Genomic DNA, 26792 nt, shown 5'->3' with positions numbered 1-26792 from the left:
CTGGTCTCAGACGAGGTCCCAGGTGAAGGGGGTGCCCGCGCTGGCGTCGCGGGTGAATCGCCGCCCGACCACCAGCGGGATCTGGTCCGGCGGCAGCCCGCCCGCCGGGCGGATCGACCTGACGTTCCCCGCGGTCCCCGAGGTCACCGTCTCGCCCGCGCGGACGTCCGCGACCACGTAGAGCGAACGCCGGAACCGCAGCCCCTCCCGCTCGCTGGGCCGGGGCCCGAGGCGCGCGGTGCCGAGCGCCCGCCAGGCCCGCTCGCTCTCGGTCACCAGTGCGGCCAGCTCGGCGGGTTCCAGCGAGAACGCGGAGTCGACGCCGCCGTCGTCGCGCGACAGCGTCACGTGCTTCTCGATCAGGCACGCGCCGAGCGCCACGGCGGCCAGCGCCGCGCCGATCCCCGGCGTGTGGTCGGACAGCCCGACCACGGCCCCCGTCAGGTCGCGCAGCAGCGGCAGCCCGCGCAGGTCGCTGTGCTCGGGCGGGGCCGGGTAGGAGGCGGTGCAGCCCAGCACGGCCAGTTCGGCGCAGCCCGCGCGGCGAGCCGCCGCCACGGCGGCGTCGATCTCGCCCACGCTCGCCATCCCGGTCGAGACGATCAGTGGCCGGCCGGTCCGGGCCGCCAGCCCGATCAACGGCAGATCGACGACCTCCGAAGAAGCGATCTTGTAGGCCGCCGTGTTCAGCGACTCCAGCAGGTCGATCGCGGTGGGGTCGAAGGGCGAGGAGAAGGCGGTCAGCCCGCGCTCCGCGGCCCGGTCGAAGATCGGCCGGTGCCAGTCCCACGGGGTGTGCGCGCCCTCGTAAAGCCGGTAGAGCGTCTGCCCGCCCCACAGCTCGTGGTCGTCGCCGACGCGGAACGCGGGCAGGTCGCAGTCGACCGTGATGGTGTCGGGCCGGTAGGTCTGCAGCTTGATCGCGTGGGCTCCGGCGTCGGCGACGGCGTCGACGATGGCCAGCGCCCGGCACAGGTCGCCGTTGTGGTTGCCCGACATCTCGGCCACCACGTACGGCGGGTGCTCGGGGCCGATCGGCCGTCCGGCGATCATCATCGGGCGTCCTCCCTCTCCAGTCGAATGCGGACGACCTCGCGTGGCACGCCGTCGATCTCCCGCAGGTAGGGCGCGCTCTCGCTGAACCCGAACCGCCGGTGCAGCGCGAGCACGGCCTCGTTGGCGGCCAGCACCTGGCCGTGCAGGGTGAGCAGGTCGAGCGGGCCGAAGGCGTGGTCGATCGCCGCGCGCTCGACGCCGATCCACGCGGCCAGCAGCGTGCCGTCCCGCTCCAGGCCGGTGAAGTCGAGGTAGAAGGACCACGAGGCGCTGCGGTCGAACGCGCCGAGCCCCTCGAAGGTCACCACCCCCGCAGGGGTCTTCTCCGGCTCGCCGTGTTCGTAGACCAGCACCCTGCGGCAGGGGTCGGCGCGGACGGCGGCCCACCACCGCGCGTGCTCGGTGGGCGGTATCTCGTGGGTGGTGAAGCTGGCCGCCCGCACCATGGGGTGGTTACGCCAGCGCCGCACCCGTTCCAGTTCGTGCTCCCCGATCGGTCTCAGCATGATCTTTCACCTTTCGTGGTCGCGCTGACACAGAGAGTACCGACAGCGGGTGGTGACGAGAGGCAAAGGCTTGCGCAAAGCGAAGGTCATCGCCCGGTAGTGCGGTCGGCGTCGTTGGGCAGCCGACGGCATCTTTGACGCCATGGAGCCGTTGCTCAGTGTCATCGTGCCGTTCCACAACGTGGAGGACTACCTTGCCGAGTGCCTCGCCTCACTGGCCGCACAGTCCCTGAACCGCATCGAGGTCGTCATGGTGGACGACGGCTCGACCGACGGCGGCGAGGCCGTCGCCAAGTCGTACGCCGCCGCCGACCCCCGCTTCACCCTCATCCGCCGCGACCACCAGGGACCTGGAATCGCCAGGAACCTCGGGATCGGTCAGGCCACCGGGAAGTACCTGGCCTTCGCCGACGCCGACGACGTCGTGCCGCCGAACGCCTACCAGATGCTCGTCGAGAGCCTGGAGGGCACCGGCTCGGACATCGCCTGCGGCGGCGTGCTGCGGATCGGCCCCGACGGCGAGTCGCCGTCGGTCCTGCACGCCAAGCTGTTCCGCCGCACCCGCCAGCGGACCCACATCACCAAGTACCCGAACCTGATGCGCGACCGGACCGTGTGGAACAAGGTCTACCGCCGGTCCTTCTGGACCGCGTCCGGCCTGAGCTTCCCGCCCGGCCTGTACGAGGACGCGCCCGTGGCCATCGCCGCGCACGTCCACGCCTCCCGGGTGGACCTGCTGCCCGACACGGTCTACCTGTGGCGGATCCGCGAGCAGGGGCAGAGTTCCATCACCCAGCGCCGCGCCGAGATCGCCAACGTCGAGGAGCGGATCGCCTCGCTGCGCGGGGTCCAGGAGTTCCTGGACGAGCAGGCGCCCGGCCTGCGGCCCGCCCTGGACGGCATGATCGCCACCTGGGACCTGGGCATCGTGGCCGCCGCCGTGATCGCCGCCGAGGACAAGCGCGACCGGGCCCGGCTGCTCGACCTGGTCGCGCCGTTCGTGGACGGCCTGCGCGAGGAGGCGGTGCGGGAACTGCCGGCCGTCCGGCGGCTGGAGCTGCACCTGCTGCGCCGCCGGATGATCGCCGAACTCGCCGAGGTGCGCCAGGCCCGCCAGGAGGGCCGCGTCGCCGAGGCCCCCGTCGTACGGCGGGGCCGTAAGACCTACCGCTGGTACGCCACCTATCCCTACTTCGGTGACCGGTCCCGCAAGCTGCCCCCGGACGTCTTCGACGTCACCGACGAGATCGCCTTCCGCGCGCGGGTCGAACGCGTCTCCTACCGGGACGGGCGGCTGTGGCTGGCCGGGCACGCCCGCGTCGCGCCCGTCGAACGCGCACAGACCGACCTGCGGCTGTGGCTCGTGGAGACCGGCACCCGCCGGAAGATCCCGATCGAGTACACCGGCGGGCCCGGCGGCCGGTTCACCGCCGAGATCGATCCCGGCACCCTTACCGGCACCCTTACCGGCACAGTCCCGGACGGTGTCGCTCCTGGCGAGGGCCCCTGGCGGCTGCACGCCGAGGTCACCGTCCCCGGCGGCCTGCGCAGGCGCGGACGCGTCCGCAAGTCGCGCCTGCTGGTCAGAGAGGACGAAGACGGCGAGTCATTGCTGGTGGAACGGCGACGGCCGACCGGTCCGTGCAGGATCCGGCTGGTTCAGCCGGATGTCGGCGATGTTGCTCAAGAGGCCGGTAAAGACTCGGCCAGGACAGTTTCCGGAGGTGGCTAGGCTCCGGTGCCACAACGCCCGATCTCATCATGCTGTCTGTCATGACGACGTACTCACTCGCGGATGTGCGTGCCGTGTGCAAGGCACGGGACGCCTGGTGGACTGTGCTGCTGGTGGACCCGATCGCCTGCCGCCTGGTGCGACTGGTGGCCGGCCGTACGTCGATCACGCCCAACCAGGTGACCGCGGTCGCGTTCGTGCTCGGCACCTGCGCCGCGGCCTGCTTCAGCGTGGGGAGCTGGGGGTTCCTCGCGCTCGGCGCGGTGTTCTACCACCTGGGGTTCATCGCCGACTGCGTGGACGGCAAGCTGGCCAGGCTCAAGGGCAACGGCACCTCGTTCGGGCTGTGGCTGGACTTCAGCCTCGACCAGGTCCGGCTGGTGATGTGCTCGTTCGCCCTGTCGTACGGCATCTACCAGCAGACCGGCCGGGTCGAGGCCGCCTACCTGGCCGCGGTGATCATCGCGTTCGACCTGTTCCGCTACCTCAACGGGCCGCACATGGCCAAGGTGCGCAGGGCCATGCGGGAGCGGCTGGTCGCCGCCATGGCCGAGGCGCGGGAGACCGAGCCGTCCGCCGCGCTGCGGCGGCTCGACCGGTACGCCGAGGAGGCGCAGGCCGAGCACGTGTCGGCGGACGACCACCGGCATGACCCGCCCGCCGCCGCGCCGGTTCCCGGCTCGGGGGAGCACGTGGAACTGCGCGTGCAGGCCAGGGAGGGGTTGCAGTCCGGGTTCCGGTCACGGTTCCCCTGGTACACCCGGGCCAGGGAGGCGCTGCTCGCGCACCGCATCCGCACCCACCTGATCAGTGGGATCGAGTACCAGATGGCGGTCTTCGTGATCGGCCCGCTGCTCGGCCCGGCGGCGGTGCCGTACGCGGTGGCGGTGGCCGGGGGGCTGCTGATGCTCTTCGAGAGCGCGCTGGTCTACAAGCTGTGGATGTCCACCCGCGATTTCAAACGCACCATGCGCCGCCTCACAGTCAAGGCCGAGAAGGCCGAACGGCGCGCGGCGCGCGAACAGAACCGGATCGACGCGCCGATCATCGGCTGAGTCCGGTCGCCCGGCCGGGGGGCCGGTTCCAGAAGCTTTCTCTCACGGGGTTTTCTCACGGGGTTCTACGGGGGTTTCCAACAAATGCGCCAGCAACTCGCCCAGCAGGATCGGCCGATCTTCATCATCGGCTGCCCGCGCTCGGGCACCACGCTGCTCCAGCTCATGATGCACTCGCACCCGAACATCGCGATTCCGCCGGAGACGCGGTTCATGATGAGCGCCTACCACCGCAGGCTCGCCTTCGGCGACCTGCGCGACCCGGCCAGGCGGCGCAAGCTCGCCGACTGGGTGGTCAACCGCCGCCAGACCCGCTTCTACGAGCTGGGCCTGTCCGGCGAGGAGGTCACCCGCCAGATCGTGGACGGCCCCGGCACCCTCGGCTCGGCGCTCGGCATCGTGCTGCGCGCCTACGCCGAGCGCTTCGGCAAGGCCCGCTGGGGCGACAAGCGGCCGTCGTACTTCCAGCACATCGAGGTGCTGCTGCGCCTCTTTCCGGACGCCCAGTTCGTCCACCTGATCAGGGACGGCCGCGACTGCGTCGCCTCGCTGAAGGAGATGCCCTGGTACAAGGGCAACATCTACAGCGCGGTGTCCGGCTGGGCCGAGGCCATCGACTTCGCCAGGCACGGCGCCCAGCGCATGCCCGAGGGCAGCTACCACGAGTTGCAGTACGAGCACCTCATCGAGGACCCGGAGACGACGCTCAAGGCGCTCTGCGGCTTCCTCGGCGAGGACTTCGATCCGGCCATGTGCCAGCCGCAGCACATGGCCGACGTGGCCGTGCCCGAGCGCAAGGTCTGGCACGCCCGCACCCACGGCGAGGTCACCACCTCCCGCTCCGGCAGCTTCAAACAGCGCCTCGAACCGTGGGAGATCTCGCTCTGTGAGACCGTCCTCGCCGACCGGCTCCGCGCCTACGGGTACGACCTGACCGGCGCGGAGAAGATCTCGATGGCCCGCCTCGCCGCCTACGAGCGGGTGGCCGCCCGCCGCAAGCTGGCCCGGATGAAGCGCAAGACCTTCGACCGCTTCGTCCGCATGCGCGAGCAGAACCCGGTCGGCGCCCAGCTCACCGACGGCCAGCTCGCCCTCGCCGGCGTTCCTCGCCAGCGCACCGAGTCCCCGGAACTGGCCACCAAGTAACACCCCGGAACCGCCCGTCCGGCGCCATGGGGGACGCCGGACGGGTCACCGGGCGAGGTGGGTGAGGAGTTCCTCCCAGCCGTCCAGGATGGGGTCCAGGCGGAAGGACTCCGCGTGGGCGCGGGCGGCGGCGCCCAGCCGTCGCCGGTCGTCCTGGGAGGACATCAGGTTCGCCAGGGCCGTGGCCAGGGCGGGGACGTCGCCCGGGGGGACCAGGACGCCGGTGCCGTCCGGCACCACCAGGGACCGCATGCCGCCGGACACGTCGAACGCCACCGCGGGCACGCCGAACGCCGCCGCCTCGGCCACCACCAGCGGAAAGCCTTCGTGCTCGCTGGACAGGCCGAGCACCGAGCCGCCCAGGTACTCCCGGGCCATCGCCTTCGACGACACCCTCCCGCGGAACACCACCCGATCGCCCGCTCCCGAGGCGTGGGCGTGCTCGCGCAGCCGCCGCAGCTCCTCGCCCTCGCCGATCAGGTGCAGCTCCCACGGGTCGCCCACCCGGCGGGACGCCTCGGCGAACGCGGTGATCAGACGGTCGAAGCGTTTGACCCCGGCCAGCCGTCCGACGCCCAGGACGCGGTGCGCGGACAGGTCGGCCGTGCGGACCGGCCAGCCAGGCAGCGGGTTGGCGATCGACCAGGTGTTGGGCAGCATCGCGTGCTCGGCGAACAGGCCCGCGTCGTCGTCGCTCAGGAAGACCGCCTGGTCGAGCCGCGCCCAGTTGCGGCGCACCGAACCCAGGTGCCAGGTGCCGCGCGCGTGCTCGAAGGAGCCGTGGTAGTGGCCGATCCCGGCCAGGCCGTCCGGCAGCAGCGCCAGCATCCGGCTCACCACCGACGGGGACGTCATCACCACGTGACCGGGCCCGATGCCCTCCAGCAGGGCGCGCAGCCGCCGGTCGCCCAGCCGCCGCGACCACCGGGCCACCGGGCCCGCGGCCGTCCGGTGGATCACGTGACGGCGGTAACGGGGCCGTTCGACGTACCTGAACGGGCGACGCGCCCGGTGCAGGCCGATCACGTGCACCCGGTGGCCCCGCGCGGCGAGTCCCTGGGCGACGGTGTGCGTGACCCGCTGGATCCCGCCGAGCGTGTCGGCGTCCAGGCAGGCGAACACGACCGTGCTCACCTCGGCACCGGCGTCTTCTCACCGACCGGCCTGCGTTCGAAGAACGCGTCCACCACGCGCGCCGCGGCCTCGCCCCGCTCGTCGGCGCACCACATCTCGCGGAACCGCGCGTACTTCGCGGCGAACGCCGCCGACAGCGGCCCGAGTTCGCGGACCGCCTCGATCAGCCCGCTCGTCGTCGTCACGCACGGGCCGGGGGCGATCGCGGGCAGGTCGTAGTACGCGCCGCGCTCGGTGCGGCGGTACTCGTCCCAGTCGTCGATCAGGAACAGCATCGGCTTGCCGGTCACCGCGAAGTCGCACATCAGCGAGGAATAGTCGGTGATCAGCGCGTCGGCGGCCAGCATCAGATCGTTGACCTCCGGGTACGAACCGGCGGGCCGGACGAAGTGCCGCACGTGCTGCGGCACGGTGAACCGTTCCACCGGATGCGTGCGCAGCACCAGCACCCACTCGTCCGACAGCGCCTCGGCCATCTCCACGAGGTCAGCCCGGACCGACGCGCCGGAGTACTTCGCGCTGTCGCGGTAGGTCGGGGCGTAGAGGAGGACGCGCCGGCCGTCCGGGATCTCCAGGCGGTCGCGCACCCGGCGGGCCGCCGCCGGATCGCCGTTGACCAGCACGTCGCAGCGCGGCGAGCCGTACCGGAGCACCGGGCCGCCGTAGCCGTTGGACGGCAGGAACGTGCGCTCGAACTCCTCCCCGGGCGACACCAGGGCGTCCCACCTGGCCACCGCCGAGCGCCACTGGCGGCGCGGGCCGTCGAAGTCGCCGCGCAGGTCGGGCGCGTTGTAGCCGATCGTCTTGATCCCCTGGCCGTGCCAGGTCTGCAGGTAGCGGGTGCCGCGCGGCTTGGGGAAGTCCAGCGGGAAACCGTGGCTGTCCACCCAGTAGGCGGCGCGGGCGAGGGTCCAGACGTAGCGCCAGCTCATCCGCCGGACCAGCGGCACGTCGGCCGGGAAGTCCGTGCGCCGCCGCGACGCCGACCACACCGCGCTGATCGGCAGGCCCCGGCGGCGGACCTCCTCGTAGATGTAGCGGGGGTTGCCGGTGTAGCCCTTGCCGACGTCGGCCTCGAAGACGGCGAGGTCGGGGCGGCGGGGCAGCAGGCGGATCAGGCCGTGGTAGACGCCCAGCTTGAGGCGGGGGTCGGCGGCCGTGCGGAGCACCCGCCTGGCCAGGCGGGCCAGTCTGGGCACCTGGCGGCGCAGGCCCTCGCGGCGCCAGCGCACGCGCAGCACGGCGGCCTGGCCGTCCGCGCGCAGCGTGACCGTGTGGCCCGGGACGCGCACCTCGATCGGGGGAGTGGTGGGCTCGACGAGCAGGCGGTCGGTGGTCTTGCGGCCGTCCGGGCGGACGATCGCGATCCGGGGCTCCTGCGAGCCGTCGTGACCGAACGGGCCGGACACCGTCTTGCGCAGATCGACGGTGACCTCGCTGAGGTAGCCGCCGTCGTCCTGGAGGGCGGGGGCCAGCCGTACCGACCCGTGACGCAGGCGCAGCTCGGCGTGCCAGCCCGGGTTGGCGTCCAGGACGTGGAACGGGTCGTAGGTCCGGATCGTCATGGACAGGGCCGTGCCCGACACCGACATCTCGGTCACCTCATGGCGCAACCGGCTCGCCGTGAACGGCAGCTCGGCCATCCGCAGGGAGGTGATGTCGAGGCCGGGGTCGGGCTCGGCGCCCCAGTAGGTCCGGCCGTCCTGCCGGACGGCGCGCCTCGGCGCGGCCCGTGGCCCGCTCATCGACCGGGCCGCGACCTCCAGCTCCTCGATCCGGTCGGCGATGATCAGCCGGCAGCACACCCGCGTGATCGCGTCCACGCCCGCGTACACGTCCGGCTTGATCTCCGCCAGGTACGGCCGGACCACCGAGGCGAACTCCTTCACCCACACCCGGTCGCGGGACGGCAGCGGGTTGAGGTAGACGCGGATGTCCTGGCGCAGGAACCGCCGCTGCCGCTCCGGGATCAGGTCGGCGAAGCCGTTGGCCATCAGCACCACATCGCTCGCCCAGGCCGCGCGCACCCGCTGCCGGACGTTGTCCATCTGCCGCAGCCGCAGCGAGATCGACGTCTTGACGCCCGGCCGGTCGGGCGCGCGATGCCAGTCGTAGACGACCCACGGGACGACGGCGAAGCACCGCGACGCGCAGAACAGACGGGCGGTGAAGATGTGGTCCTCGAAGTGGATCCGCTCCTCGAAACGCAGGTCGTGCTCACGCAGGAACGCGGTCCGGTAGAGCTTGTTGGTGGAGAAGGTGTCGAGGAACATCTCGGGGTCCTTGCGGATCCCCTCGACGACGCGGCGGCGGTAGAGGGAAGGGAAGTAGCACTGCGGCTTGCGGTCCCACTCGTAGACGCGGCGCACCTGCCCGGTCACGAAGTCGGCGCCGGTCCGCTCGATCTCGGCCAGCAGGCTCTTGCAGCTGTGGCGGGGGAGGGTGTCGTCGCTGTCCAGGAACATCACGAAGGGGGCGGTCGCGGCGGCCATGCCGTCGTTACGCGGTGCCCCGCACCCGCCACTGTTGGCGGCCCGCCGGATGACACGCACCCTTGGATCCTCGGCACAGAGCGCGGCGGTGACCTGGGGGGTGTCGTCGGTGCTGGCGTCGTCCACGATGATCACTTCAACCCCGCGCAACGTCTGCCCCAGGACAGACCGCACGGCTCTGGGGAGCCGGGCGGCATCGTTGTACGCGATCACGACGACAGTGCAGTCGGGCATGCGACCCCCCAAGTCGGCATTAATCCCTATTGCGACTGTAAGGGCGGAAATATCGGATCAACGGCCTAGATGACCGTTTCTTTGACCGATGCTTCCCCACCCCCCAAACCAACCCCCACCCCCGTACCCGCGCCGCCCTGACCTCCGGCACCTTCGCCCGACGCCGCACCGCCGGGGTCCCGGGGCCGCTCGCGTACGGCAAGCCCCCACCGTCCGACGCCCATGCCCGGCCCAGCCCCGGCGTCCGGCGCTTACCGAGCGCGTGCACATCTCGCCGTTACGGCACCGGCCAAGAGGGCCCCTCCCGACCTCGGAGAGCGACGAGTCGAACATCCGAGATGGCGCGCCGGGATGGTCTGCCATCAAGCGGCACCGCATCAAGTCCGGCGTGACGGCGAGGCGGACACGCGGCCGACGCGGACATGTGGCCGTTCTCCTGCTGATTCGTGGCCGTAGCCCCATTGAATTCCTCGCCCCCTCGCATCCGCGCACATCCGCGCCGCCATCGATCGTCCAGAAACCCGCGCTTTTTGTCAGTATCCGGTCTTCTTTGTGGGATCGATGAAATTTATAGTCACGCTTTACAAGCCTTACGGGGGAAGAGGAAGCATGAGAATCCGATCCATCCGGCGGTTGTTGGTGCACGCGCTCGTCATGACAGCGCTGCTCGTAGCCGCCCCGCTGGCGACCTCCGCCAGCGCGTCCGCCACCACCGGCGGTCCAGAGAAATGCATTTTCATCGCCGACAAGGCCGACCCCAATAGGAAGCCCAAGCCGCTCCGCAAGGTGTGCGGAAACGAGAAGACGGTCGCGTCGGCGGTCGCCGATCGTTCGTTGCTGATGACCTTCTACGAGCACGCCAATTTCGGTGGCGGTAGTTCCGGCATCTATGGCGACTACGGCACCTGCGACGCCGCCGGCTACACGTTCGACTTCTCCGCCAGGTATTGGGGCTGGGCGCTCAGTTCCTTCCGGGTCCACGGACGGTGCTGGCTCACCGACTACAACGACCGGTGGGGAACGTGGAGCCCCACGCGGGCTGGGCCGGTCCCATACGTCGGTGATGAGTGGAATGACGACATCATGACCTTCAAGATCCGGGCCCAGTGGATCTGAGGCAGGCGATCGTGAGGCGGTGGGAAGAGGGCGCCCGGGCCGTGTTCGTGCCGTGAGGCTCGAATAGCGGAACCGCGACGTGGGCCGGGGCGACATCAGTCCCGGCCCACCGGCATAGAGGGGGATCCGAGTCGTCCACAATGGCGGACCGGGCGCTCGTGGAACCGAACTGGCCCGACGGGGCCGCCCGCCGCAGAGGGTCGTATCCGAGGGGCGCCCGATCACGTATGGCAGGACGGCGAGGCCGCCCGATGGGCTCAGGCAGAGGCGGTCGGCGGTGCAGTCAGGCGGCCGGGGTTGTCGAGTATGGCGACAGGAGCCTCGTCCGCGTCGGGCCACTCGCCTTCAATTCCCATGCCGGTGGCTGCCTCGACGAAGGCCAGGGCGGCAGCGCGCCTGCCGTCGAAGTCCTCCGGATCCAGGCCGGCCGGCGTGGTGCGGAAATCAGCGAGGACGCTCGGATCGCCCATTTCGACGATGTGGTCGCCGAAGACGAAACTCTGAATCTCGGCCCTGGTCTTGCCGCCCGCCGTGTAGCGGGGTGCGCAATGGCCGCGCGGGCCCAGGGTGACCGTCCACACGCGTGAATCTCTGCTGAGTTCGGTGAGAATATGGTCCGCGGGGATGCCATGGTCGAACTCCAGGAAACCCCAGGTGCCCACGCACTCACCAACGAAAACGAAAACGACCGCCCCGTCCTCGGTCGCGTCCGGTTCTGTGGGGTTTCCAAGATGACGAGGCGTCTTCCGGACGGGTGCCCCGAAGCAGCCCGTCGTGGACCGCACCGGCCCGGCTCGCGTCTCCGGCGAGCGTATAGACCAGGCTCTGGTCGAACCACAGGCCGCGATCGGCGGGGGCGGGTGCGCCTGGCACGGTTGGTGCTCACCGCTGCTGGTTCGGTCTATCGGTACAGCATGACGCTGGTGACCGCGCATCGGCGGGGTGATGCGACGGTGACGGTGGCCGGGGACGCATGGGAGATCCTCACATGAGCGGGCACGGGCCCCCGTCCGGGCGCGGCCTGACCCCCGGACAGACTGTTCGCGGCGGACGGGCTAAGGACGCTCAGGGGAGATGACGTGGTCTGGGTGGTCCAGCCAGATGTGTTGGGCTTCGGGGGTGATCGTCATGCCGAATCGTTCGCGGTCGGGTTCGCCCAGGGAGATCCAGCGGAAGTAGGCCTCGACGGTCTCCTCCCATACCGGGCGGTCGCCGACTTGGTAGACCTGGTACTCGTCGGTGTGCGGGCGCCAGACGGCTGCTGCCCAGCTGTGGGGGGCGGTGGGGTCGGAGACCCAGAGGCGATGCAGGTCGCCGGCTTCGTCGGTGTCGCCGGCGGTGTTGGACGTGAGGCCGGTGGTGGCGGCGATGGCGAGGTCGGCTCCGGGTGGGGCCCAGGCGATCGTGCGGGGATCGATTGTCGTGGTGAGGTGGTGTTTGTCGGCGTCGTCGCGGGCCGGCTGATCGGCCAGAGGGCGCTGGGAGCGCATAATCATGTAGGAGGCGAAGCGGGGGAACCGGCCGTGTGCGGTGCCGTCCCGCGTGACGACCAGGCGCAGCGCGTGGTCGGTGCCGAATCCGGGGCACCAGGGCGCGGCGATGACCGCGCCCGGGCGGCATTGCTCCACCCAGGCGTACGGCACGCGCCGGATCCCGCAGGTCACGTGCACCCGGTCGAACGGCACCCGCTCGGCGCAGCCGTCCGCGCCGTCGCCGACGATCAGGTGGGGTTGGAACCCGGCGTCGCCGAGGTTCTTGGCGGCGGTTCGGGCGACGGACGCGTCTACCTCGATCGAGGTCACGCGCGTCTCGCCGAGCAGGTGGGAGAGGAGGGCGGCGGTCCAGCCGGTACCGGTGCCGACCTCAAGGACCCGATGTCCGGGCAGCGGATCGAGCAGGGTGAGCAGGTCGGCCACCGCGCTGGGGGCCGAGGCCGAGGAGGTGTAGTCCGTTTCGCCGAGGTTCCCGGCAAGGTTCCCGCCGAGGTCCGTCGCGCCGTCGTCTAGTTGGGTGACGATGGAGACGTCGCTGTAGACGGCTTTTCGCCAGTCTTCGGGGGCTGCGTCGCGGTCGATGAGGTACGGAGGGGCATCCAGCGGCGCGGCGAGTCCGAGGGCCGGGATGAACCGGTGACGCGCCACCGCCCGCAACGCGCCGATGACGGCTTCGGGAGCGTTGACGAAGGCGATCTCGCCGATCAGACGGTCGATCTCCGTGGCGGTGGCGTCGGTCATTACTTCTTCTCGCCCGGCTTGGTGTGGGCCCCGCCGGGGCGAGGGTTCCTGTCTGGGTTGGGGTTCTTCGGCCCGGTGACCGGCTGGTCTTTAGGACTCTTAGGGTCTTCGTGCTTGCCCATGGGCACCCCTCCCTCGATGACTGCTCAGCGTGACGGTACGGCTACGCGTATGCGATCGGCAAGTGGCCTGTCGGTCACGTTGAGGGGGAGGAGGGTTGTTCGGTGTAGATGGGGAAGAGGTCTTCAGCCGCTGACTGGAGGCGGGTGATCAGGTCGGGGGTGATTCGGGTTTTGCGGCGCATGATCCAGCTGGGGACGACGGTGGCGCGGAGCATTTTGACGCCGTCCACCGTCAGGCCGCGCAGGGGGACGTACGGGCCGTGGACGGCGAGGACCGGGGTGACCTCGATGGGGGTGGCCAGCCGTTTGCTCAGGGCCTTGGCCACGGAGGTGGCTTCGTAAGCGGCCGAGCGGACCTCGTCCGAGCCCCAGCGGCGTCCGACGTTGACGTAGCGGCCCCGGCGGGTGATGCGGCGGTCGCGGTGCCAGACCTTGCTGTCGATGACGAAGACGCCGGTCGGGCCGATGGCCAGGTGGTCGACGTTGGCGCGGCCGTAGGGGAGGGCGCGGTCGTGGAGCACGAGGTATCCGGCGCGTTCCAGGCGGCGGAGGCGGCGGGCCGTACGGCGTTCGCCGAGCGCGCCGCGCCGCCAGGTGCGGACGGCCTCGTGCCGTCGCCAGCGGTACACCGTGTCGGCGACCGCGGCGATGACGGCGAGCGCCAGGCCCGCCTGCCAGCCGACGAGGAGCCAGCCCGCGACGCCGGCCGCCGCCGTCATGACGGCGCGGAGCGCGAGGCGCCGGGGACGTCCGGCGGCGAGTTCGGTGCGGTAGCGGGCATGTGCCGACGCGCCCGCGTTGGAGACGCGGGGGCGGGACCGATGGGAGGGCACGGACGCCATGGGGAGAACCTCCAAGCTGCGGACGAGCTACGGAAGGGAGCGGAGCGCGCTTGCGGAGGGAGCTGCACTGAGCGTACGTGTGGCCACCGACAGTGTCAGGTGTACGCCAGGGCGCCGGAGCGAGGCCGCTTGGAGGTCTTCGGTACGGCGGAGCCGCCGACCGGTGGGGTCAGGGGGCCGGTCGGCGGCGGGCGGGGTTACTCGGGCTTGATGGCCTCGTAGCGGAGGATGATGATGCCGCTCTTGTGGACGTCGGTGCCCGCGAGGGTGAACTTGGTCTTGGGAGCGTCGCGGTAGAGCAGCTCCTCGGCGGATGCCTTGCCGGAGATGACCGGGTGGATCCAGAGCCGCAGTTCGTCGAGCAGGCCGTTGTCCAGCATCAGCCGGGTCACCGAGCCGAAGCCGTACTGCAGGATGTTCGCGCCCGGCCGCTCCTTCAGTTCCCTGATGCGGGACGCCACGTCTTCGGAGATGACGTGGGTGTTGTTCCAGCTCGGGTCCTTCAGCGAGGAGGACACGACGTACTTCGGGATCTCGTTCATCCGGGCGGAGAACTCGTCGGCGTCGCCGCGCTCGGACCAGACCGTCGAGAAGCCGTCGTAGGTCTCCCGGCCCATGATCAGCGCGTCGCTGGCGAAGAGCTGCTCGTTGGCCGCGCGCTCGGCGTCCTCGTCGAAGTACTCGAAGTGCCAGTCCTGCATGTTGGAGATGTCGCCGTCGAGGCTCATGTAGGTGGCGTTGACGATCTTGCGCATGGTCGGACTCCTATTCGACTCGAATGTGGGGGATGGGATGGGTCGGCTGACGATCACGAGTCGATCGGCGTGAGCTTAGCCGCAAGATGCTCGGTGAGCCTGTCGAAAAACTCCATCCATCCCGCTCTGGCCTGTTCGGCGTGCTCTGCGGTGGTATTGATGCCGAACTGATGGAAGCGCATCGCCGTACCGTCCGGACGCTCTTCGAGCGTCACGGTCACCACCGACGCCGGTGCGTCGCCGGGGTCGTCGGGGTCGCCCGTGGTGAAGACCAGCCTGGCCGGCGGGACGGCCTCGCGGTAGACGCCGCCCAGCGTGACCTCGAAACCGTCCTCGCCGAGCATGGTGGCCTGCCATGAGCCGCCGGGGCGCGGGTCGAGGACGACCCGGTCGGGAGGCGTGGTGAAGATGCGCGGCCCGAACCACCTCGCGAGGCGCTCCGGGCGTGTCCACGCGGCGTACACCTGCTCAGGCGGCACGGCGGCGAAGTCACGGGCGATCTCGTACTCGGTCGCCTTGTGCCCGGCGATCTCGTGCTCGGCGGTCTTCATCGGGGTGGACCTCTCGGTTGTGCGGCTCGCTTCCGGCACGGCCTACACTCCCGGATTCGCCTTACGGTTCTCCTCTCATCTTCTTACGGTCCATCCGATATCGCCTTTCGGCCTACCCGTCAGAGGCGGGACATGCGGCCGATCTCGGCGGCCTGAGTGACAGAGATGTCCTCGGCGATCTCCTGCACGCGGGTGTGCGCGCCCTCGGTGAGGACCTTGGTGGTCATGGTGATCGCGCCCCGGTGGTGGACGGTCATCAACCGGATGTAGAGGCGGTCGAAGGCGGGACCGGACGCGGCGGTGAGCTGGGCGACCTGCTCTGGGGTGGCCATTCCTGGCATGTTCTGGTGGGCGGTGTGGTGGTCGGGGACCTTCTGGCCCTGTTCGCGCAGCCAGGCGACCATCATGGAGATCTCCGGCCCCTGGACGTCCTCGATCCGCGCGGCGAAGCGCTTGAGCGGCTCCGCCGACGCCCTGGTGGGCGCGAGCGCGCTGAGCGCGATGGCCTGGCGGTGGTGGACCACCATGTCCTGGACGAACCGCACGTCGGCGGCGTTCGCGGTGGGTGAGGGGACGGCGGTGGCCGCCTCGCCGGGGGAGAGTGTTCGTGCCGCCTCGCCCGGCCTGCCCGGTGCGATGACCGGGCCGTCCGGGGCGGCGGTGTACGGCGCCGCGGCGCCGGTGGAGGTGGCCGTGCACCCGCCGGTCAGTACGGCGGTGATGGTGAGTACGGCCGCGGCGACGGATAGCGCGGGACGCACGTCACTCCCTTCCGTCGTCATGCGTTTCGGCTGCTCGCCTGACCTGACCGAATCGCCTGGCATGACTCATCAAGCGTGCACCCTAACCCTGATCAACGCCCTTCGTAAAGGTGACAAACAATCACTTTTCTTGACACGTTGCGGCCTAGATGGAACGAGATACGCGGGAGAGACTTTGGCGTATTTGTGCGCACCTACCAGGTGTGAGTGGGAGCTAGGAGGTCCTTCGTGTCCACCCTAAAAAGGGCCCGTATGACCGCTCGGATCCTCATCGCCGCGGGGGCCACGGCCGCGCTGGTCCTCTCGGGGATCCCGGCACAGGCTTTGGCGATCCCCGGGCCTGAGGAGATCGTGATGAGCCCCAATGTGGCTCATATCGCCAACATCCCCAAACCCGCGCCGATCACCAACACCATCAACACCGACATCGCCTTCCAGGGTAACTACGCGTATGTCGGTAACTACGGTGGACTTTCCATCTACGACATTCGCAACCCCCGTAAACCGACCGCAGTCAGTTCGGTCGTGTGCCCGGGGTCGCAGATGGACGTCTCGGTGTACGGCAACCTGCTGTTCGGGTCGGTGGACTCGTCCAGGAACAACGACTCGTGCAGCAGCACCGCGCAGAGCGCCTCCATCCCCGAGTCGTGGGAGGGGGTGCGGATCTTCGACGTCAGGGACAAGGCCAATCCGAGGTACATCAAGTCGATCGAGACCGACTGCGGCTCGCACACGCACACGCTCGTCCCGGACAAGCGGGGCAAGGCCGTCTACATCTACGTGTCGTCCTACCTGCCCGCGCCCAACTTCCCGAACTGCAAGCCGCCGCACGACAAGATCACCATCATCAAGGTCCCGCTGAACGACCCGTCGGCCGCCGCGATCGTGAGCACCCCCGTGGTGTTCCCGGACGGCGGTAACGAGACTCAGCCGGGCCTGCTGCTGCCGACCTCCGGCTGCCACGACATCACCGCCTACGCGGAGAAGGACATCGCGGCGGGCGCGTGCATGGGCGACGGTGTGCTGTTCGACATCTCCAACCGGGAGCAGCCGAGGATCATCGCCCGGGTGACCGACCCGAACTTCGCGTTCTGGCACTCGGCGACGTTCAACAACCGGGGCGACAAGGTCGTCTTCACCGACGAGCTGGGCGGCGGCGGCGCCGCCACCTGCAACGAGGCCACCGGACCCACGCGCGGAGCCGACGCCATCTATGACATCCACCGTGGCCGGCTGGTCTTCAAGAGCTACTTCAAGATCCCGCGCTACCAGGCCGACACCGAGAACTGCGTGGCGCACAACGGCTCGCTGATCCCGGTCAAGGGCAAGGACATCATGGTGCAGGCGTGGTACCAGGGCGGCATCTCGGTCTGGGACTTCACCGACTCCACGCGTCCGCAGGAGATCGCCTACTTCGAGCGCGGGCCGTTCTCGGTGCCGCTCAGCGCGGGGTACTGGTCCGCGTACTACTACAACGGCTACATCTACGGCAGCGAGTTCAACAAGGGCTTCGACATCCTGAAGCTCAACGACAAGCGCACCAACCAGGCCAACGGCGTGCGGATGGACATCCTCAACGTCCAGACCCAGCAGTCGTACGGCGAGCGCGGCCGGGGTCACGGCCGGGACTGACCCTGTCCGCCGATCCACGCGAAGGCGCCCCTCCCGGGCTCCGGAACCTTCGGAAACCGGGGCCGGGAGGGGCCGTCAGACCGGCGCGTCAATCCGATCATGTAGTGATTCGGTGATGGATCGACACGGGATTGGTATCACCCTGCGATCGCGCCCGCTCAACGGTTGCGTAACCTCCGGCTCCACCATCTCGACAGGAGGCCGTAAACACGGTTTCGTCATAGGCGGCATCTCCCCGGGCGGCGGCTCCTCCGGCCAGTCACCATGGAGCCGTTCCCGGACATGGGGGGACACCGGATTAAAGGGGGACCGCCCGCGTAGCCTCTCCCTCATACGCGAGCGGTCCCCACTCCCCCTTGAGCGAGCAATGCCCCATCGCCCGCTTTGACCCACTTGCCCTGCTTTGCGGTCTCTATGCCGAAATGTGGCGCTAATCTCACGCAGGTGGGACGAATCCTCCGGGGGTGGGTCCGGCGGGATCGCCGCCCATCTGCCCGCTGACCTGCGTGTTTCCGGGAACCTGTCCCTGGTTCTGCGCTCCGTGTCCGTATCCGCCCTGCGGGCCGTACGGCTGGGCGGGGGCCGGGTACGTGGGGGCGGGGGCCGGTCCGCCGTACGGCATGGCCGCCGCCTGCGTGAACTGCGCCTGCGTGAACTGCGACTGCGTGAACTGCGCCTGCGTGAACTGCGCCTGCGTGGCCTGTGACGACTGCTGGGCCTGCCTGGCCAGGCGCATCCCCTCGCGGCGATGCCGCTCGGCCAGCACCGCCGACAGGTACGCGTGCGGCGGCACCCCCGGCGGCGGAGGAGGGGAGACGTAGGCCGAAACCTGCGTCGCGATGCGCACGCCCATCTCGTGCCGGACGTTCGGCGAGAGCTCGTACCACCGGGCCAGGTACTGTCTGGCGGTGCTCGCCACCTCGCCGGGCAGCGCGGAGAGTTCGAGCCGCGAGGCCCAGGCCGCGAGCTGCGGCGGCATCGCGGCGGGCAGCGAGCGGTCGCGCGGCGCGCGCTCGGAGATGACGACGGTGCCCGCGAAGACGTCGCCAAGGCGCTTGCCCCGCTCGGAGACCAGCGAGCTGATCAGCGCGGGCGCGCCGAGGAACATGTAGAACTCCAGCACCCCGGCCAGGCCGCGGAAGAGCGCCTGCCGGAACCGCTCGGGCCCGCCGTCGTCGCTCACCACCCGCAGGCCCATGGCCAGTTTGCCCAGGCTGCGCCCGCGCGACAGGGTCTCGAAGGCGACCGGGTACCCGACGACCACCAGCACGCTCAGCAGGATCGACAGCGCGGTCAGCATGGCCAGGTCGGTGAACGGCACGATGTTCTCAAGCAGCAGGTTGGCGCCGACGAGCAGGACGAACTGCACGACGAGGTCGATGAACACCGCGACCGCCCGGCTGGGCAGTTGCGCGTGACGAACCTCGACGACAACGGCCTCGCCGATCACGACATCGGACACACCGGAAAGCCTACCGACCCGCCCGCTCGCCGGCCTCCTGATCCACCCGGCACGGTCGGCCGTCCGGTTCGCGGTGGTTTCCGCCTCCCCAGCGGCGGGACGAATAGGCTCTCGGTGTGGACATCGACGCGTTCGTCATGGCGCACCGCTCCGCCTGGGACCGGCTCGACCGGCTGATCCGCCGTCGTGGCTCGCTCACCGGGGCCGAGGTGGACGAGCTGGTCGACCTCTACCAGCGGGTGGCTACGCACCTGTCCATCGCGCGTTCGGCGGGCGCCGACCCGATCCTCATCGGACGGCTGTCCAGCCTGGTGGCGAGGGGGCGCTCCGCCGTCACGGGGGCGCACACCCCGGCCTGGCGGGAGCTGGCCCGCTTCGTCACCGTCACCTTCCCGGTGGTCGCCTACCGGGCCCGCTGGTGGTGGCTGGCCTCGGCGGCGGCGTTCACCGTCGTGGCGGTCGTGCTCGGCTTCTGGGTCGCGGGCGACCCGCAGGTGCAGGCCGCGGTGGGCTCGCCCGAGGAGATCAGGCAGCTCGTCGAGCACGACTTCGCGGACTACTACTCCGAGCACCCCGCCACGTCGTTCGCGGGCCAGGTGTGGCTGAACAACGCCTGGGTTTCCATGCAGGTCATCGTGTTCTCGCTGTTCCTCGGCCTGCCCATTCCATGGGTGTTGTGGCAGAACGCGGCCAACGTCGGCGTCTCGGCGGGGCTGATGGCCTCGCGTGACCGGCTCGACGTCTTCTTCGGCCTGATCACCCCGCACGGGCTGCTTGAGCTGACCGCCGTGTTCCTGGCGGCGGGGGTCGGCATGCGCCTGGGCTGGACGGTGATCGACCCCGGACCGCGCACCCGGCGTGAGGCGCTGGCCGAGCAGGGGCGCGCGGTGATGAGCGTGGCCCTCGGCCTGATCGCGGTGCTGTTCGTCTCCGGCCTGATCGAAGCCATGGTCACTCCTTCGGGGCTGCCCACGTGGGCGCGGATCGCGATCGGGGCGGCGGCCGAGGTGATCTTCCTCGTGTACGTCGTGGTGTTCGGCCGCCGCGCGCTGGCCCGCGACGAGACCGGCGACATCGAACGCGCCCCTGACGTGGCCCCGACGGCCGGCTAGGGCAGGGACGGCAGTGCGGACGGCCGGTGAGCCGTGCCGTCCGCGGCGCTGAGGTCGCCTGTGCGGCCCCGGACGCCCTCTCCGGAACCCCCAAGGGCGCACTGGGGCCACGGTGGCGCTAGAGGCGTCCGGCGGCCTTCAGGGCGAGGTAGGCGTCCGCGAGCGCCGGGGCGATCTCGTCGGGCGGCGCGTCCACCACCTCGACGCCGTGCCGTCGCAGCCGCGCCGTGATGGCCCGGCGGTCGGCGGCCAGCCGTTCGGCCGCCGCCGCGTCGTACACCTGCTCCGCCGTGCCACGGGTCGCGGCCATGGCCGCGACCTTGGGGTCGGAGACCGCCGCCAGCAGCACCAGGTGACGCGAGGAGAGCTGCGGCAGCACCGGCAGCAGGCCCTCCTCCAGCGACGCGGAGTTGAGGTCGGTGAGCAGCACGACCAGGCAGCGGCGCTTGGCCCTGGCCAGGACGGCGGCGACCATGCCGCTGGAGTCGGCCTCGACCAGTTCGGCCTCGATCGGGGCCATCGCGTTGACCAGCGACGACAGCAGCTCGGTACGGCCCGCCCCCGACAGCCACGCACGCACCGACCGGTCGTGGGCGAGGAAGTCCACTCGGTCGCCCGCGCGGGCGGCGAGCGCGGCCAGCAGCAGCGCGGCGTCCATGGACCAGTCGAGACGCGGCCAGCCGGGCGGGATCGGGATCTCGCCCCGGAAGCCGTCGAGCGCCCGCTGCGCGTCGGCCTGGCGGGCGGCGGCGGGGATCTCGCCCGCCAGCGGGATCGGCGCCGCGCCGACCCGGCCCGCCGAGGTGCGCCCGGTGTCGAGCACGATCAGGACCCTGCGGTCGCGCTCCGGCCGCCAGGTGCGGACCACGACGTCGTGACGGCGCGCGCTGGCCCGCCAGTCGATCGAGCGTACGTCGTCGCCGACCACGTACTCGCGCAGCGAGTCGAACTCGGTGCCCTGGCCGCGCACCAGCGCGGGGTGCAGGCCCTCCAGCTCGCGCAGCCTGGCCAGCCTGGACGGCAGGTGCTTGCGGCTGAGGAACGGCGGCAGCACACGTACCGACCACGGCACATGGTGCGACCCCTGACGGGCCGCGATGCCCAGCGGGCCGAGCGAGCGGACCGTCACCCGGACGGCCTCGCGGTCGCCGCGCCTGGTCGGCGACAGCGTCAGGGCGAGCCGCCTGCTCTCGCCGCCGGGCACGTCGAGCGGCAGGTGACGTGGCGTGACCCCGGCGGAGGGCGGCCACGCGTCGCGCAGCACCCCCCGGACGCGCCTGCGGCCGGGGTTCTCCACGATCAGGTCCACGCGGGCGGCCTGGCCCAGGCGCACCAGGCGGTCGCCGTCCCTGCGGAACCGCAGCTCGCGGACGCCGCCCGCGAGCGCCAGGTCGAACACGATGAGCGCGAGCAGCAGCAGGCCCGCCCCGACGATGGCGAGCACGGATCGCGGCGCGACCAGCACCACCACCGCGCACAGTACGGCGAGCAGCCCCGCCCGCCCGGTCAGCGCCACGGCGGAACCCGCCGGCCCGTCGCGGAAGTCCTCGTGTTCGTCGCGGCCGTCATCGCGGCACGGGGACGGAGGCCAGGATGCCGTCGAGCACGCCGTCCGCGGTCGCGCCCTCCAGCTCGGCCTCGGGCCGGAGCTGGACGCGGTGCCGGAGCGTCGGGCGGGCCAGCGCCTTCACGTCGTCGGGCGTGACGTACGTGCGGCCGGACAGCCAGGCCCACGCGCGGGAGGCCGCGAGCAGGGCGGTTCCGCCACGCGGTGAGACGCCGAGCTGCAGCGAGGGGGACTGGCGGGTGGCCCGGGCCAGGTCCACCACGTAGCCGAGGATCTCGGGGGCGACGTGGACCTGTGAGACGGCGGCGCGTCCCGCCGCCAGGTCCTCGGCCGAGGCGACCTGCTTGACGTGGCTGAGGTCGCGCGGGTCGAAACCTTGCGCGTGCCGTTCGAGCACCGCGATCTCCTGGTCGCGGGGCGGCAGCGGCACGGTGAGCTTCAGCAGGAACCGGTCGAGCTGGGCCTCGGGGAGCTGGTAGGTGCCCTCGTACTCGATCGGGTTCTGGGTGGCGCAGACCACGAACGGGGTGGGCAGCGGCCGGGCGTCGCCCTCCACGCTGACCTGGCGCTCCTCCATCGCCTCTAGCAGCGCCGCCTGGGTCTTCGGGGGCGTCCGGTTGATCTCGTCGGCGAGCAGCAGGTTCGTGAAGATCGGCCCGGGGCGGAACTCGAACCTGGCGGTCTTCGCGTCGTAGATCAGGGAGCCGGTGACGTCGCCGGGCATCAGGTCGGGGGTGAACTGCACGCGCTTGAAGTCCAGCGCCAGCGCCGCCGACAGGGTGCGGACGAGCAGGGTCTTGGCCACTCCTGGCACGCCTTCGAGCAGCACGTGGCCCCGGCACAGCAGCGCGATGACCAGGCCGGTGACGACCGCGTCCTGGCCGACGACGGCCTTGGCGACCTCGGCCCGCAGCTCCGAGAGCGCCGACAGCGCGCGATCGGCGGCGACGTCAGGTGTGCTCACGAGTCTCGAACCTGCCTCTCAAGGGTGTCCAGATAGGTGGCGAGGGCGACCAGCCCCGCGTCGTCGGCGGGCGGCGGCCCGTAGAGGGCGCTTCTCACCTGATGTGCATCTTGCCCTGTTCGTGTGGCTATCGCGGTCGTGACCGCGTCCATGGACGCGTCGGCCCCGAGCCCGAGCCGGGGGACGATCCGGTGACGGGTGCCCGACCGCAGAGCGGCGGCGGCCCGGTCGCGGGCTCTGCGCGCCCGGTAGAGACGCCCCCGGCCCTCGACGGTCTCGGCCGCCCGCACCACGACGGGCAGCCGTTCCGGCACCACGGGGCCGAGCCTGCGGCCCCTCCACAGGGCCACCAGGACGACGGCGATCGCGAGCTGGATCGCGGCCCAGCCGAACCTCGGCGGGATCATGTCGGTGAGGCTCCGCCCGCCCAGCCCCGCCAGATCGACCTGTTCGCCCTCGGTGTCGTCGGGCGCGGTCAGCCAGATCACGGTGCGGTGCGTGCCCACGAGGTTCATGGCCAGCGCGGCGTTGCCGTCCTCACCGAGCCGGAGGTTGGTCATGAACTGGCCGTCGCCCACCACGGTGATCGTGCGCCCGCCGTAGGGGTAGGAGACCAGGGAGTGACCCTCGCCCGCCGGGTAGCAGGCGGTTCCGCCGGTCGGCGTCATCATCGTCATGCCGCCCATGTAGGCGCTGCCCGCGCGGGCGGCGGCGGGAAGCACGCACTCCGGGTCACGGGACCGGGTGCGCGCGTCGTCCTTGCGGGAGAGCTGGGGCGCGAGCACCTTGCGGTAGTAGGAGTCGCCGACGATCAGCCGGTCGCCCGGAAGCCGCTCCAGCTCGCCCAGTTCACCGCTGTCGACGCGGGTGGTGTGGGTGACCAGGAGCAGGGAGTCGTCGGTGGCCGCGGCCTCCGCCGACGCGGCGTCGGTGACGCGCACGACCCGGACCCCGGCCTCGCCCAGCAGTTCCGCCAGTCCCCTGCTGCCGACCAGGCTGCCGTCGGCGGGGTCGAGCTCCTTGCCGGGCTCGTTCTCACCCGAGATCAGGACGATCAGGATCGCCCCGCTCAGCACCAGGAGCGCGAGCAGCAACGCCCCGCGCCAGGAGCGCCAGGTGCGCGCGGTGGCCTGACGGAGCGTCGGGGTCACCGGCGCGGAGGTCTCAGGCTCAGGTGCCACAGGCTCGGGCGTCACGGGCTCGGACGGCCTGGCCGTCGTATCTCCCGTCGTATCTGGGGAGAGGCTCACCGGGGACGCTCCGGAGGGCCGGGGACGGTGGACGCGGAGGCCGCAGATGACGCGGCGACGGCGGGTGTGCCGGGCCTGGTGGTCTTGAGGCGCTCGTCGAGGTCGCGCAACGTGGCGTACCCGGCCGGGGTGCCCTCGGCCTCGCCGTACGTGACGTCGTCGAAGACCCGCGCGGCGGCGTGGAACTCACCGGCGAGGACGGGCAGCGCCGCCGCGGCCTCCTGGGCCAGCTCGCCCGCCGTACGGCCGGGCCGCGGGTCGAGGATCGCGCGCTCCTCAAGGGTGCGCGCGATGGCCCGCAGGCGCTCGCGGACGGCCTCGGCGAAGCGGCCCTCGGCGGCGTGCCGTTCGGCCAGGGCGCGGTGCTCGGCGGCGGTCAGCACATGGTCGCCGAAGACGTCGCGCGCCGTGGCGGCCCGCGAGCGGGTGGCCCGCCGCGCGCTCCAGAACAGCAGCCCGCCCAGGGCGGCGACGACGGCCACGATGATCAGCGCGGAGATGCCGGCCGAGGTGGCGTCGCCGCTGCCGAGCGGATCCAGCAGGTCGCCGAAGAACTGCTGGACCACGCGGACCACCCAGTCGGTGAACGGCTCGTGCTGGTACCCGGCCTCGGCCAGTTCCCGGGCCGCGCGCTCGGCGGCTGCGTCGCGTCCGATCTCGATCGGGCTCACGGCTACCCGTAACCCCCGGAATCCCGGCCGGGCCCGGCGTGTCCGGTCTGGCCGTAGCCGGGGATCCAGAGGTCGTCGGCGGAGGAGTGGACCCAGCCCTGGCGCTGCTGCTCGATGGCCGCGGTCTGGAGCACCAGGTCGAACGCCTCACTGCGCATCCGGCGGTCGGCGTAGAGGAGCCCCGCGACGCCCGCCTGGATGGGATAGGAGATCATCGCGCTGACCGTGCCGCTGATCACGAACACGACTGTGGAGAGGATGATCGAGCCGACCGACCCGTCGCCGAACCACCCGATGATGAAGGCGATCAGGGTGAACGGGATGTTCACGACATAGCCAATCAGCAGCACGATCAGGTAGGCGAGGATCATGATGCCGAGCACCCGCCAGAAACTGCCGGTGACCAGGTTCCACGACCGGCGCAGGGAGTCGATCACGCCGCGCCGTTCCAGGACGACCACCGGGGCGGCGAAGGCGAACCGCGCGTAGAAGTAGAGCACCCAGGCGAGGTACACGGCCCCGCCCACCACGGTGACGAGCATCGTCGTGCCGACGCCGGCGGTGGACGCCACCACGCTGATCAGCGGCACGAGCGCCAGCGCCGGCGCGATCATGACCAGGCCGATCAGCATGACCAGGCCGAACAGGGCCGGCAGCCGCGACCGCACCAGCCGCCACGCCTCGCCCGCCGTGATCTTCCCGCCGAAGACCGCACGGCCGAGGATGCGGGTCAGCACGCCGGTCAGCATCGTCACCGCGACGAAGGAGAGCAGCGTGGTGAGGACCACCCCGCCGTACTGACCCAGGATCCCTTGCGACGGAAGGTCGTTCGCGCGGGTGGGGTCGGTGAGGACGCTGCGGAAGTCACCGACGAGCACCGCCTGGCCGATGGCGACGGGGATGCTCACCACGGCCGCGACGATCGTGGACAGCCCGAGGACGGCCTTGGGATTCGACCGGATCAGCTTGATCGTGCCGTCCAGGATGTCCCCGACGCCGAGCGGGCGCAGCGGGATGATGCCGGGCCGCAGCGCGGGGGGCGGGCCCTGCCATTGGGGGTACGGCCCCTGGCCGTGCCCCGGAGGCGGCCCGAAGGGCGGACCCTGCGGAGGCCCTTGAAAAGGAGGGCCTTGAGGCGGAGGCCCTTGGAACGGAGGTCCCTGCGGTGGGGGTCCTTGGAACGGGGGGCCTTGAGGCGGAGGTGCTTGGAACGGAGGTCCCTGGGGCGGTGCTCCCTGGGGCGGTGGCCCGGCGGGAGCGTCCGACTCGGGGTTCGCGCCCGGGACGGTCCAGGAGGACGCGCCGGGGCCGCCGCCGTACGGGGGAGGCTGTTCGGCCGCCCAGTGAGGCGGTGGCTCGGGCGTGGTGCCGTGACCGTCTGACATATCCCAATCCTGGCATGGTGGGCGAGACCGTGTGATGGTCGGCGATGATCGATGATGATCGTGCGGCCGATCGGCCCGGAGGGATGGCCGAAAGCCCGTTCCTTAACGCAGACTGGTTGTGGCAACAGCCGTCCGGCCCCCGCCGGATGGTGCTGTGGCCACTCGGGGGAGGGAATCCAGGCACGTTCACGTCGCATGCGCCTAAAATTCGGCTTCCGGTGGCTATGGCTTTCGACCTTGTACCGCCCGGCCGCTGGACAAGGGTACCCTTCGACGGATCGTGTGGGTTCGCCCGAATACTCCCAAACTGCGTAGAACAAAAGAGGGGCCATGAAAGGACGCGTGCTTGTCGTCGATGACGACGCCGCTCTCGCCGAGATGCTCGGCATCGTGTTGCGCGGAGAGGGGTTCGAACCTTCCTTCGTCTCCGATGGTGACAAGGCGCTCGACGCCTTCCGCGACACCCGCCCGGATCTGGTCCTGCTCGACCTGATGCTGCCCGGAGCGGACGGCATAGACGTCTGCAGGCGCATCCGTGCCGAATCCGGGGTGCCGATCGTGATGCTGACCGCCAAGAGCGACACCATCGACGTGGTCCTCGGGCTGGAGTCCGGCGCCGACGACTACATCGTCAAGCCGTTCAAGCCCAAGGAACTCGTGGCCAGGGTGCGCGCCAGGCTGCGCCGTACCGACGAGCCGACCCCCGAGATCCTGCAGATCGGCGACATCACCATCGACGTGGCAGGGCACTCCGTCAAGCGCACCGACGAGACCATCAACCTCACCCCGCTGGAGTTCGACCTGCTCGTCGCGCTCGCGCGCAAGCCGCGCCAGGTGTTCACCCGCGAGGTGCTGCTCGAACAGGTGTGGGGATACCGCCACGCCGCCGACACCCGGCTGGTCAACGTGCACGTGCAGCGCCTGCGCGCCAAGATCGAGAAGGATCCCGAGCACCCTGAGATCGTGGTGACGGTGCGCGGGGTCGGCTACAAGGCCGGCCCGGCCTGACGGCC

At 70.8% G+C, this 26792-nt stretch carries 23 protein-coding genes; 7 read left to right on the top strand and 16 right to left on the bottom strand.

All coding sequences use genetic code 11. The annotated features are described in order from the left end of the window. Positions 1-6: 6 nt before the first annotated feature. Together pseI and P3X83_RS02025 are read right to left on the bottom strand one after the other, a co-directional pair. Positions 7-1056: a pseudaminic acid synthase gene (gene pseI / locus P3X83_RS02030; RefSeq protein WP_277302730.1), complete on the bottom strand. Its 1050-nt coding sequence runs from the start codon at positions 1054-1056 to the stop codon at positions 7-9. Next, positions 1053-1562, bottom strand: a complete 510-nt coding sequence (locus tag P3X83_RS02025; protein ID WP_277302729.1) for a GNAT family N-acetyltransferase — start codon at positions 1560-1562, stop codon at positions 1053-1055. The genes pseI and P3X83_RS02025 overlap by 4 nt, the downstream gene beginning before the upstream one ends. A 142-nt stretch (positions 1563-1704) precedes the next feature. On the opposite strand from P3X83_RS02025, the gene P3X83_RS02020 reads away from it, so the two are divergent. From P3X83_RS02020 to P3X83_RS02010, 3 genes are all read left to right on the top strand, one after another. Continuing rightward, a complete protein-coding gene (locus P3X83_RS02020; protein WP_277302728.1) occupies positions 1705-3294 on the top strand; it encodes a glycosyltransferase family 2 protein in 1590 nt (529 codons plus the stop codon). A gap of 41 nt (positions 3295-3335) precedes the next feature. Continuing rightward, on the top strand, positions 3336-4349 hold the full coding sequence (locus tag P3X83_RS02015) for a CDP-alcohol phosphatidyltransferase family protein (protein WP_277302727.1): 1014 nt from the start codon (positions 3336-3338) through the stop codon (positions 4347-4349). An 84-nt stretch (positions 4350-4433) separates the two neighbouring features. Then, positions 4434-5495 (top strand): sulfotransferase, encoded by a 1062-nt coding sequence (locus tag P3X83_RS02010; RefSeq protein WP_277302726.1) that lies wholly within the window; start codon positions 4434-4436, stop codon positions 5493-5495. Positions 5496-5540: 45 nt separating this feature from the next. Here the strand turns inward: P3X83_RS02010 and P3X83_RS02005 are convergent, their stop codons facing one another. Continuing rightward, the gene (locus P3X83_RS02005; protein WP_277303490.1) at positions 5541-6629 is read right to left on the bottom strand and encodes a glycosyltransferase; all 1089 of its coding nucleotides are present in this window, start codon (positions 6627-6629) and stop codon (positions 5541-5543) included. After that, on the bottom strand, positions 6626-9355 hold the full coding sequence (locus P3X83_RS02000; RefSeq protein WP_277303489.1) for a CDP-glycerol glycerophosphotransferase family protein: 2730 nt from the start codon (positions 9353-9355) through the stop codon (positions 6626-6628). The genes P3X83_RS02005 and P3X83_RS02000 overlap by 4 nt, the downstream gene beginning before the upstream one ends. A gap of 609 nt (positions 9356-9964) precedes the next feature. On the opposite strand from P3X83_RS02000, the gene P3X83_RS01995 reads away from it, so the two are divergent. Then, entirely contained in the window at positions 9965-10471 is a 507-nt protein-coding gene (locus P3X83_RS01995) for a hypothetical protein (RefSeq protein WP_277303488.1), read from the top strand. A 257-nt stretch (positions 10472-10728) separates the two neighbouring features. Here the strand turns inward: P3X83_RS01995 and P3X83_RS01990 are convergent, their stop codons facing one another. From P3X83_RS01990 to P3X83_RS01965, 6 genes are all read right to left on the bottom strand, one after another. Beyond that, positions 10729-11133, bottom strand: coding sequence for a hypothetical protein (locus tag P3X83_RS01990; RefSeq protein WP_277303487.1), 405 nt, complete (start codon positions 11131-11133; stop codon positions 10729-10731). 393 nt (positions 11134-11526) lie between these two features. Beyond that, positions 11527-12705 carry a methyltransferase domain-containing protein gene (locus tag P3X83_RS01985; RefSeq protein WP_277303486.1) on the bottom strand — a complete coding sequence of 393 codons (1179 nt, stop codon included), beginning with the start codon at positions 12703-12705 and terminating at the stop codon, positions 11527-11529. Positions 12706-12901: 196 nt separating this feature from the next. Next, positions 12902-13669, bottom strand: coding sequence for a nuclease-related domain-containing protein (locus P3X83_RS01980; RefSeq protein WP_277303485.1), 768 nt, complete (start codon positions 13667-13669; stop codon positions 12902-12904). Positions 13670-13866: 197 nt separating this feature from the next. Further along, the gene (locus tag P3X83_RS01975; RefSeq protein ID WP_277303484.1) at positions 13867-14424 is read right to left on the bottom strand and encodes a dihydrofolate reductase family protein; all 558 of its coding nucleotides are present in this window, start codon (positions 14422-14424) and stop codon (positions 13867-13869) included. Between the two features lie 53 nt (positions 14425-14477). Beyond that, the gene (locus P3X83_RS01970) at positions 14478-14975 is read right to left on the bottom strand and encodes an SRPBCC domain-containing protein (protein WP_277303483.1); all 498 of its coding nucleotides are present in this window, start codon (positions 14973-14975) and stop codon (positions 14478-14480) included. A 119-nt stretch (positions 14976-15094) separates the two neighbouring features. Then, positions 15095-15736: a DUF305 domain-containing protein gene (locus tag P3X83_RS01965; protein ID WP_277303482.1), complete on the bottom strand. Its 642-nt coding sequence runs from the start codon at positions 15734-15736 to the stop codon at positions 15095-15097. A 252-nt stretch (positions 15737-15988) separates the two neighbouring features. Here P3X83_RS01965 and P3X83_RS01960 point away from each other — a divergent pair, with 252 nt between their 5' ends. Further along, the gene (locus tag P3X83_RS01960) at positions 15989-17368 is read left to right on the top strand and encodes a hypothetical protein (RefSeq protein ID WP_277303481.1); all 1380 of its coding nucleotides are present in this window, start codon (positions 15989-15991) and stop codon (positions 17366-17368) included. Between the two features lie 436 nt (positions 17369-17804). Here the strand turns inward: P3X83_RS01960 and P3X83_RS01955 are convergent, their stop codons facing one another. Beyond that, positions 17805-18830, bottom strand: coding sequence for an RDD family protein (locus P3X83_RS01955; protein ID WP_277303480.1), 1026 nt, complete (start codon positions 18828-18830; stop codon positions 17805-17807). A gap of 116 nt (positions 18831-18946) precedes the next feature. Between P3X83_RS01955 and P3X83_RS01950 the strand changes: the two genes are divergently transcribed. Next, a complete protein-coding gene (locus P3X83_RS01950) occupies positions 18947-19942 on the top strand; it encodes a stage II sporulation protein M (protein WP_277303479.1) in 996 nt (331 codons plus the stop codon). A gap of 118 nt (positions 19943-20060) precedes the next feature. Here the strand turns inward: P3X83_RS01950 and P3X83_RS01945 are convergent, their stop codons facing one another. From P3X83_RS01945 to P3X83_RS01925, 5 genes are all read right to left on the bottom strand, one after another. After that, complete coding sequence (locus tag P3X83_RS01945; protein ID WP_277303478.1) at positions 20061-21458, bottom strand: DUF58 domain-containing protein; 1398 nt, start codon at positions 21456-21458, stop codon at positions 20061-20063. A gap of 49 nt (positions 21459-21507) precedes the next feature. Continuing rightward, positions 21508-22473, bottom strand: a complete 966-nt coding sequence (locus P3X83_RS01940; RefSeq protein ID WP_277303477.1) for a MoxR family ATPase — start codon at positions 22471-22473, stop codon at positions 21508-21510. Next, positions 22470-23654 (bottom strand): DUF4350 domain-containing protein, encoded by a 1185-nt coding sequence (locus P3X83_RS01935; RefSeq protein WP_277303476.1) that lies wholly within the window; start codon positions 23652-23654, stop codon positions 22470-22472. Before P3X83_RS01935 ends, P3X83_RS01940 begins: the two co-directional genes overlap by 4 nt. Positions 23655-23719: 65 nt before the next feature. Continuing rightward, positions 23720-24394, bottom strand: a complete 675-nt coding sequence (locus P3X83_RS01930) for a DUF4129 domain-containing protein (RefSeq protein ID WP_277303475.1) — start codon at positions 24392-24394, stop codon at positions 23720-23722. Positions 24395-24396: 2 nt separating this feature from the next. Beyond that, on the bottom strand, positions 24397-25302 hold the full coding sequence (locus tag P3X83_RS01925) for a glycerophosphoryl diester phosphodiesterase membrane domain-containing protein (RefSeq protein WP_277303474.1): 906 nt from the start codon (positions 25300-25302) through the stop codon (positions 24397-24399). Between the two features lie 807 nt (positions 25303-26109). Here P3X83_RS01925 and mtrA point away from each other — a divergent pair. After that, positions 26110-26787, top strand: a complete 678-nt coding sequence (mtrA, locus tag P3X83_RS01920; RefSeq protein WP_277303473.1) for an MtrAB system response regulator MtrA — start codon at positions 26110-26112, stop codon at positions 26785-26787. The last annotated feature ends 5 nt before the right edge of the window (positions 26788-26792 follow it).

Source organism: Spongiactinospora sp. TRM90649 (assembly GCF_029382225.1).
Lineage (GTDB): Bacteria > Actinomycetota > Actinomycetes > Streptosporangiales > Streptosporangiaceae > Spongiactinospora.
Note: the sequence above shows the minus strand (reverse complement) of the source record. Positions and strands in the feature narration are given on the sequence as shown.

Excerpts from the sequence above, each read along its gene's own strand:
- P3X83_RS01970 (WP_277303483.1), bottom strand. The coding sequence starts at position 14,975 with ATGAAGACCGCCGAGCACGAGATCGCCGGGCACAAGGCGACCGAGTAC.
- P3X83_RS02020 (WP_277302728.1), top strand. The coding sequence starts at position 1,705 with ATGGAGCCGTTGCTCAGTGTCATCGTGCCGTTCCACAACGTGGAGGAC.
- P3X83_RS01995 (WP_277303488.1), top strand. The coding sequence starts at position 9,965 with ATGAGAATCCGATCCATCCGGCGGTTGTTGGTGCACGCGCTCGTCATG.
- P3X83_RS02025 (WP_277302729.1), bottom strand. The coding sequence starts at position 1,562 with ATGCTGAGACCGATCGGGGAGCACGAACTGGAACGGGTGCGGCGCTGG.
- pseI (WP_277302730.1), bottom strand. The coding sequence starts at position 1,056 with ATGATGATCGCCGGACGGCCGATCGGCCCCGAGCACCCGCCGTACGTG.
- P3X83_RS02000 (WP_277303489.1), bottom strand. The coding sequence starts at position 9,355 with ATGCCCGACTGCACTGTCGTCGTGATCGCGTACAACGATGCCGCCCGG.
- mtrA (WP_277303473.1), top strand. The coding sequence starts at position 26,110 with ATGAAAGGACGCGTGCTTGTCGTCGATGACGACGCCGCTCTCGCCGAG.
- P3X83_RS01985 (WP_277303486.1), bottom strand. The coding sequence starts at position 12,705 with ATGACCGACGCCACCGCCACGGAGATCGACCGTCTGATCGGCGAGATC.
- P3X83_RS01975 (WP_277303484.1), bottom strand. The coding sequence starts at position 14,424 with ATGCGCAAGATCGTCAACGCCACCTACATGAGCCTCGACGGCGACATC.
- P3X83_RS01980 (WP_277303485.1), bottom strand. The coding sequence starts at position 13,669 with ATGGCGTCCGTGCCCTCCCATCGGTCCCGCCCCCGCGTCTCCAACGCG.
- P3X83_RS01960 (WP_277303481.1), top strand. The coding sequence starts at position 15,989 with ATGACCGCTCGGATCCTCATCGCCGCGGGGGCCACGGCCGCGCTGGTC.
- P3X83_RS02010 (WP_277302726.1), top strand. The coding sequence starts at position 4,434 with ATGCGCCAGCAACTCGCCCAGCAGGATCGGCCGATCTTCATCATCGGC.
- P3X83_RS02015 (WP_277302727.1), top strand. The coding sequence starts at position 3,336 with ATGACGACGTACTCACTCGCGGATGTGCGTGCCGTGTGCAAGGCACGG.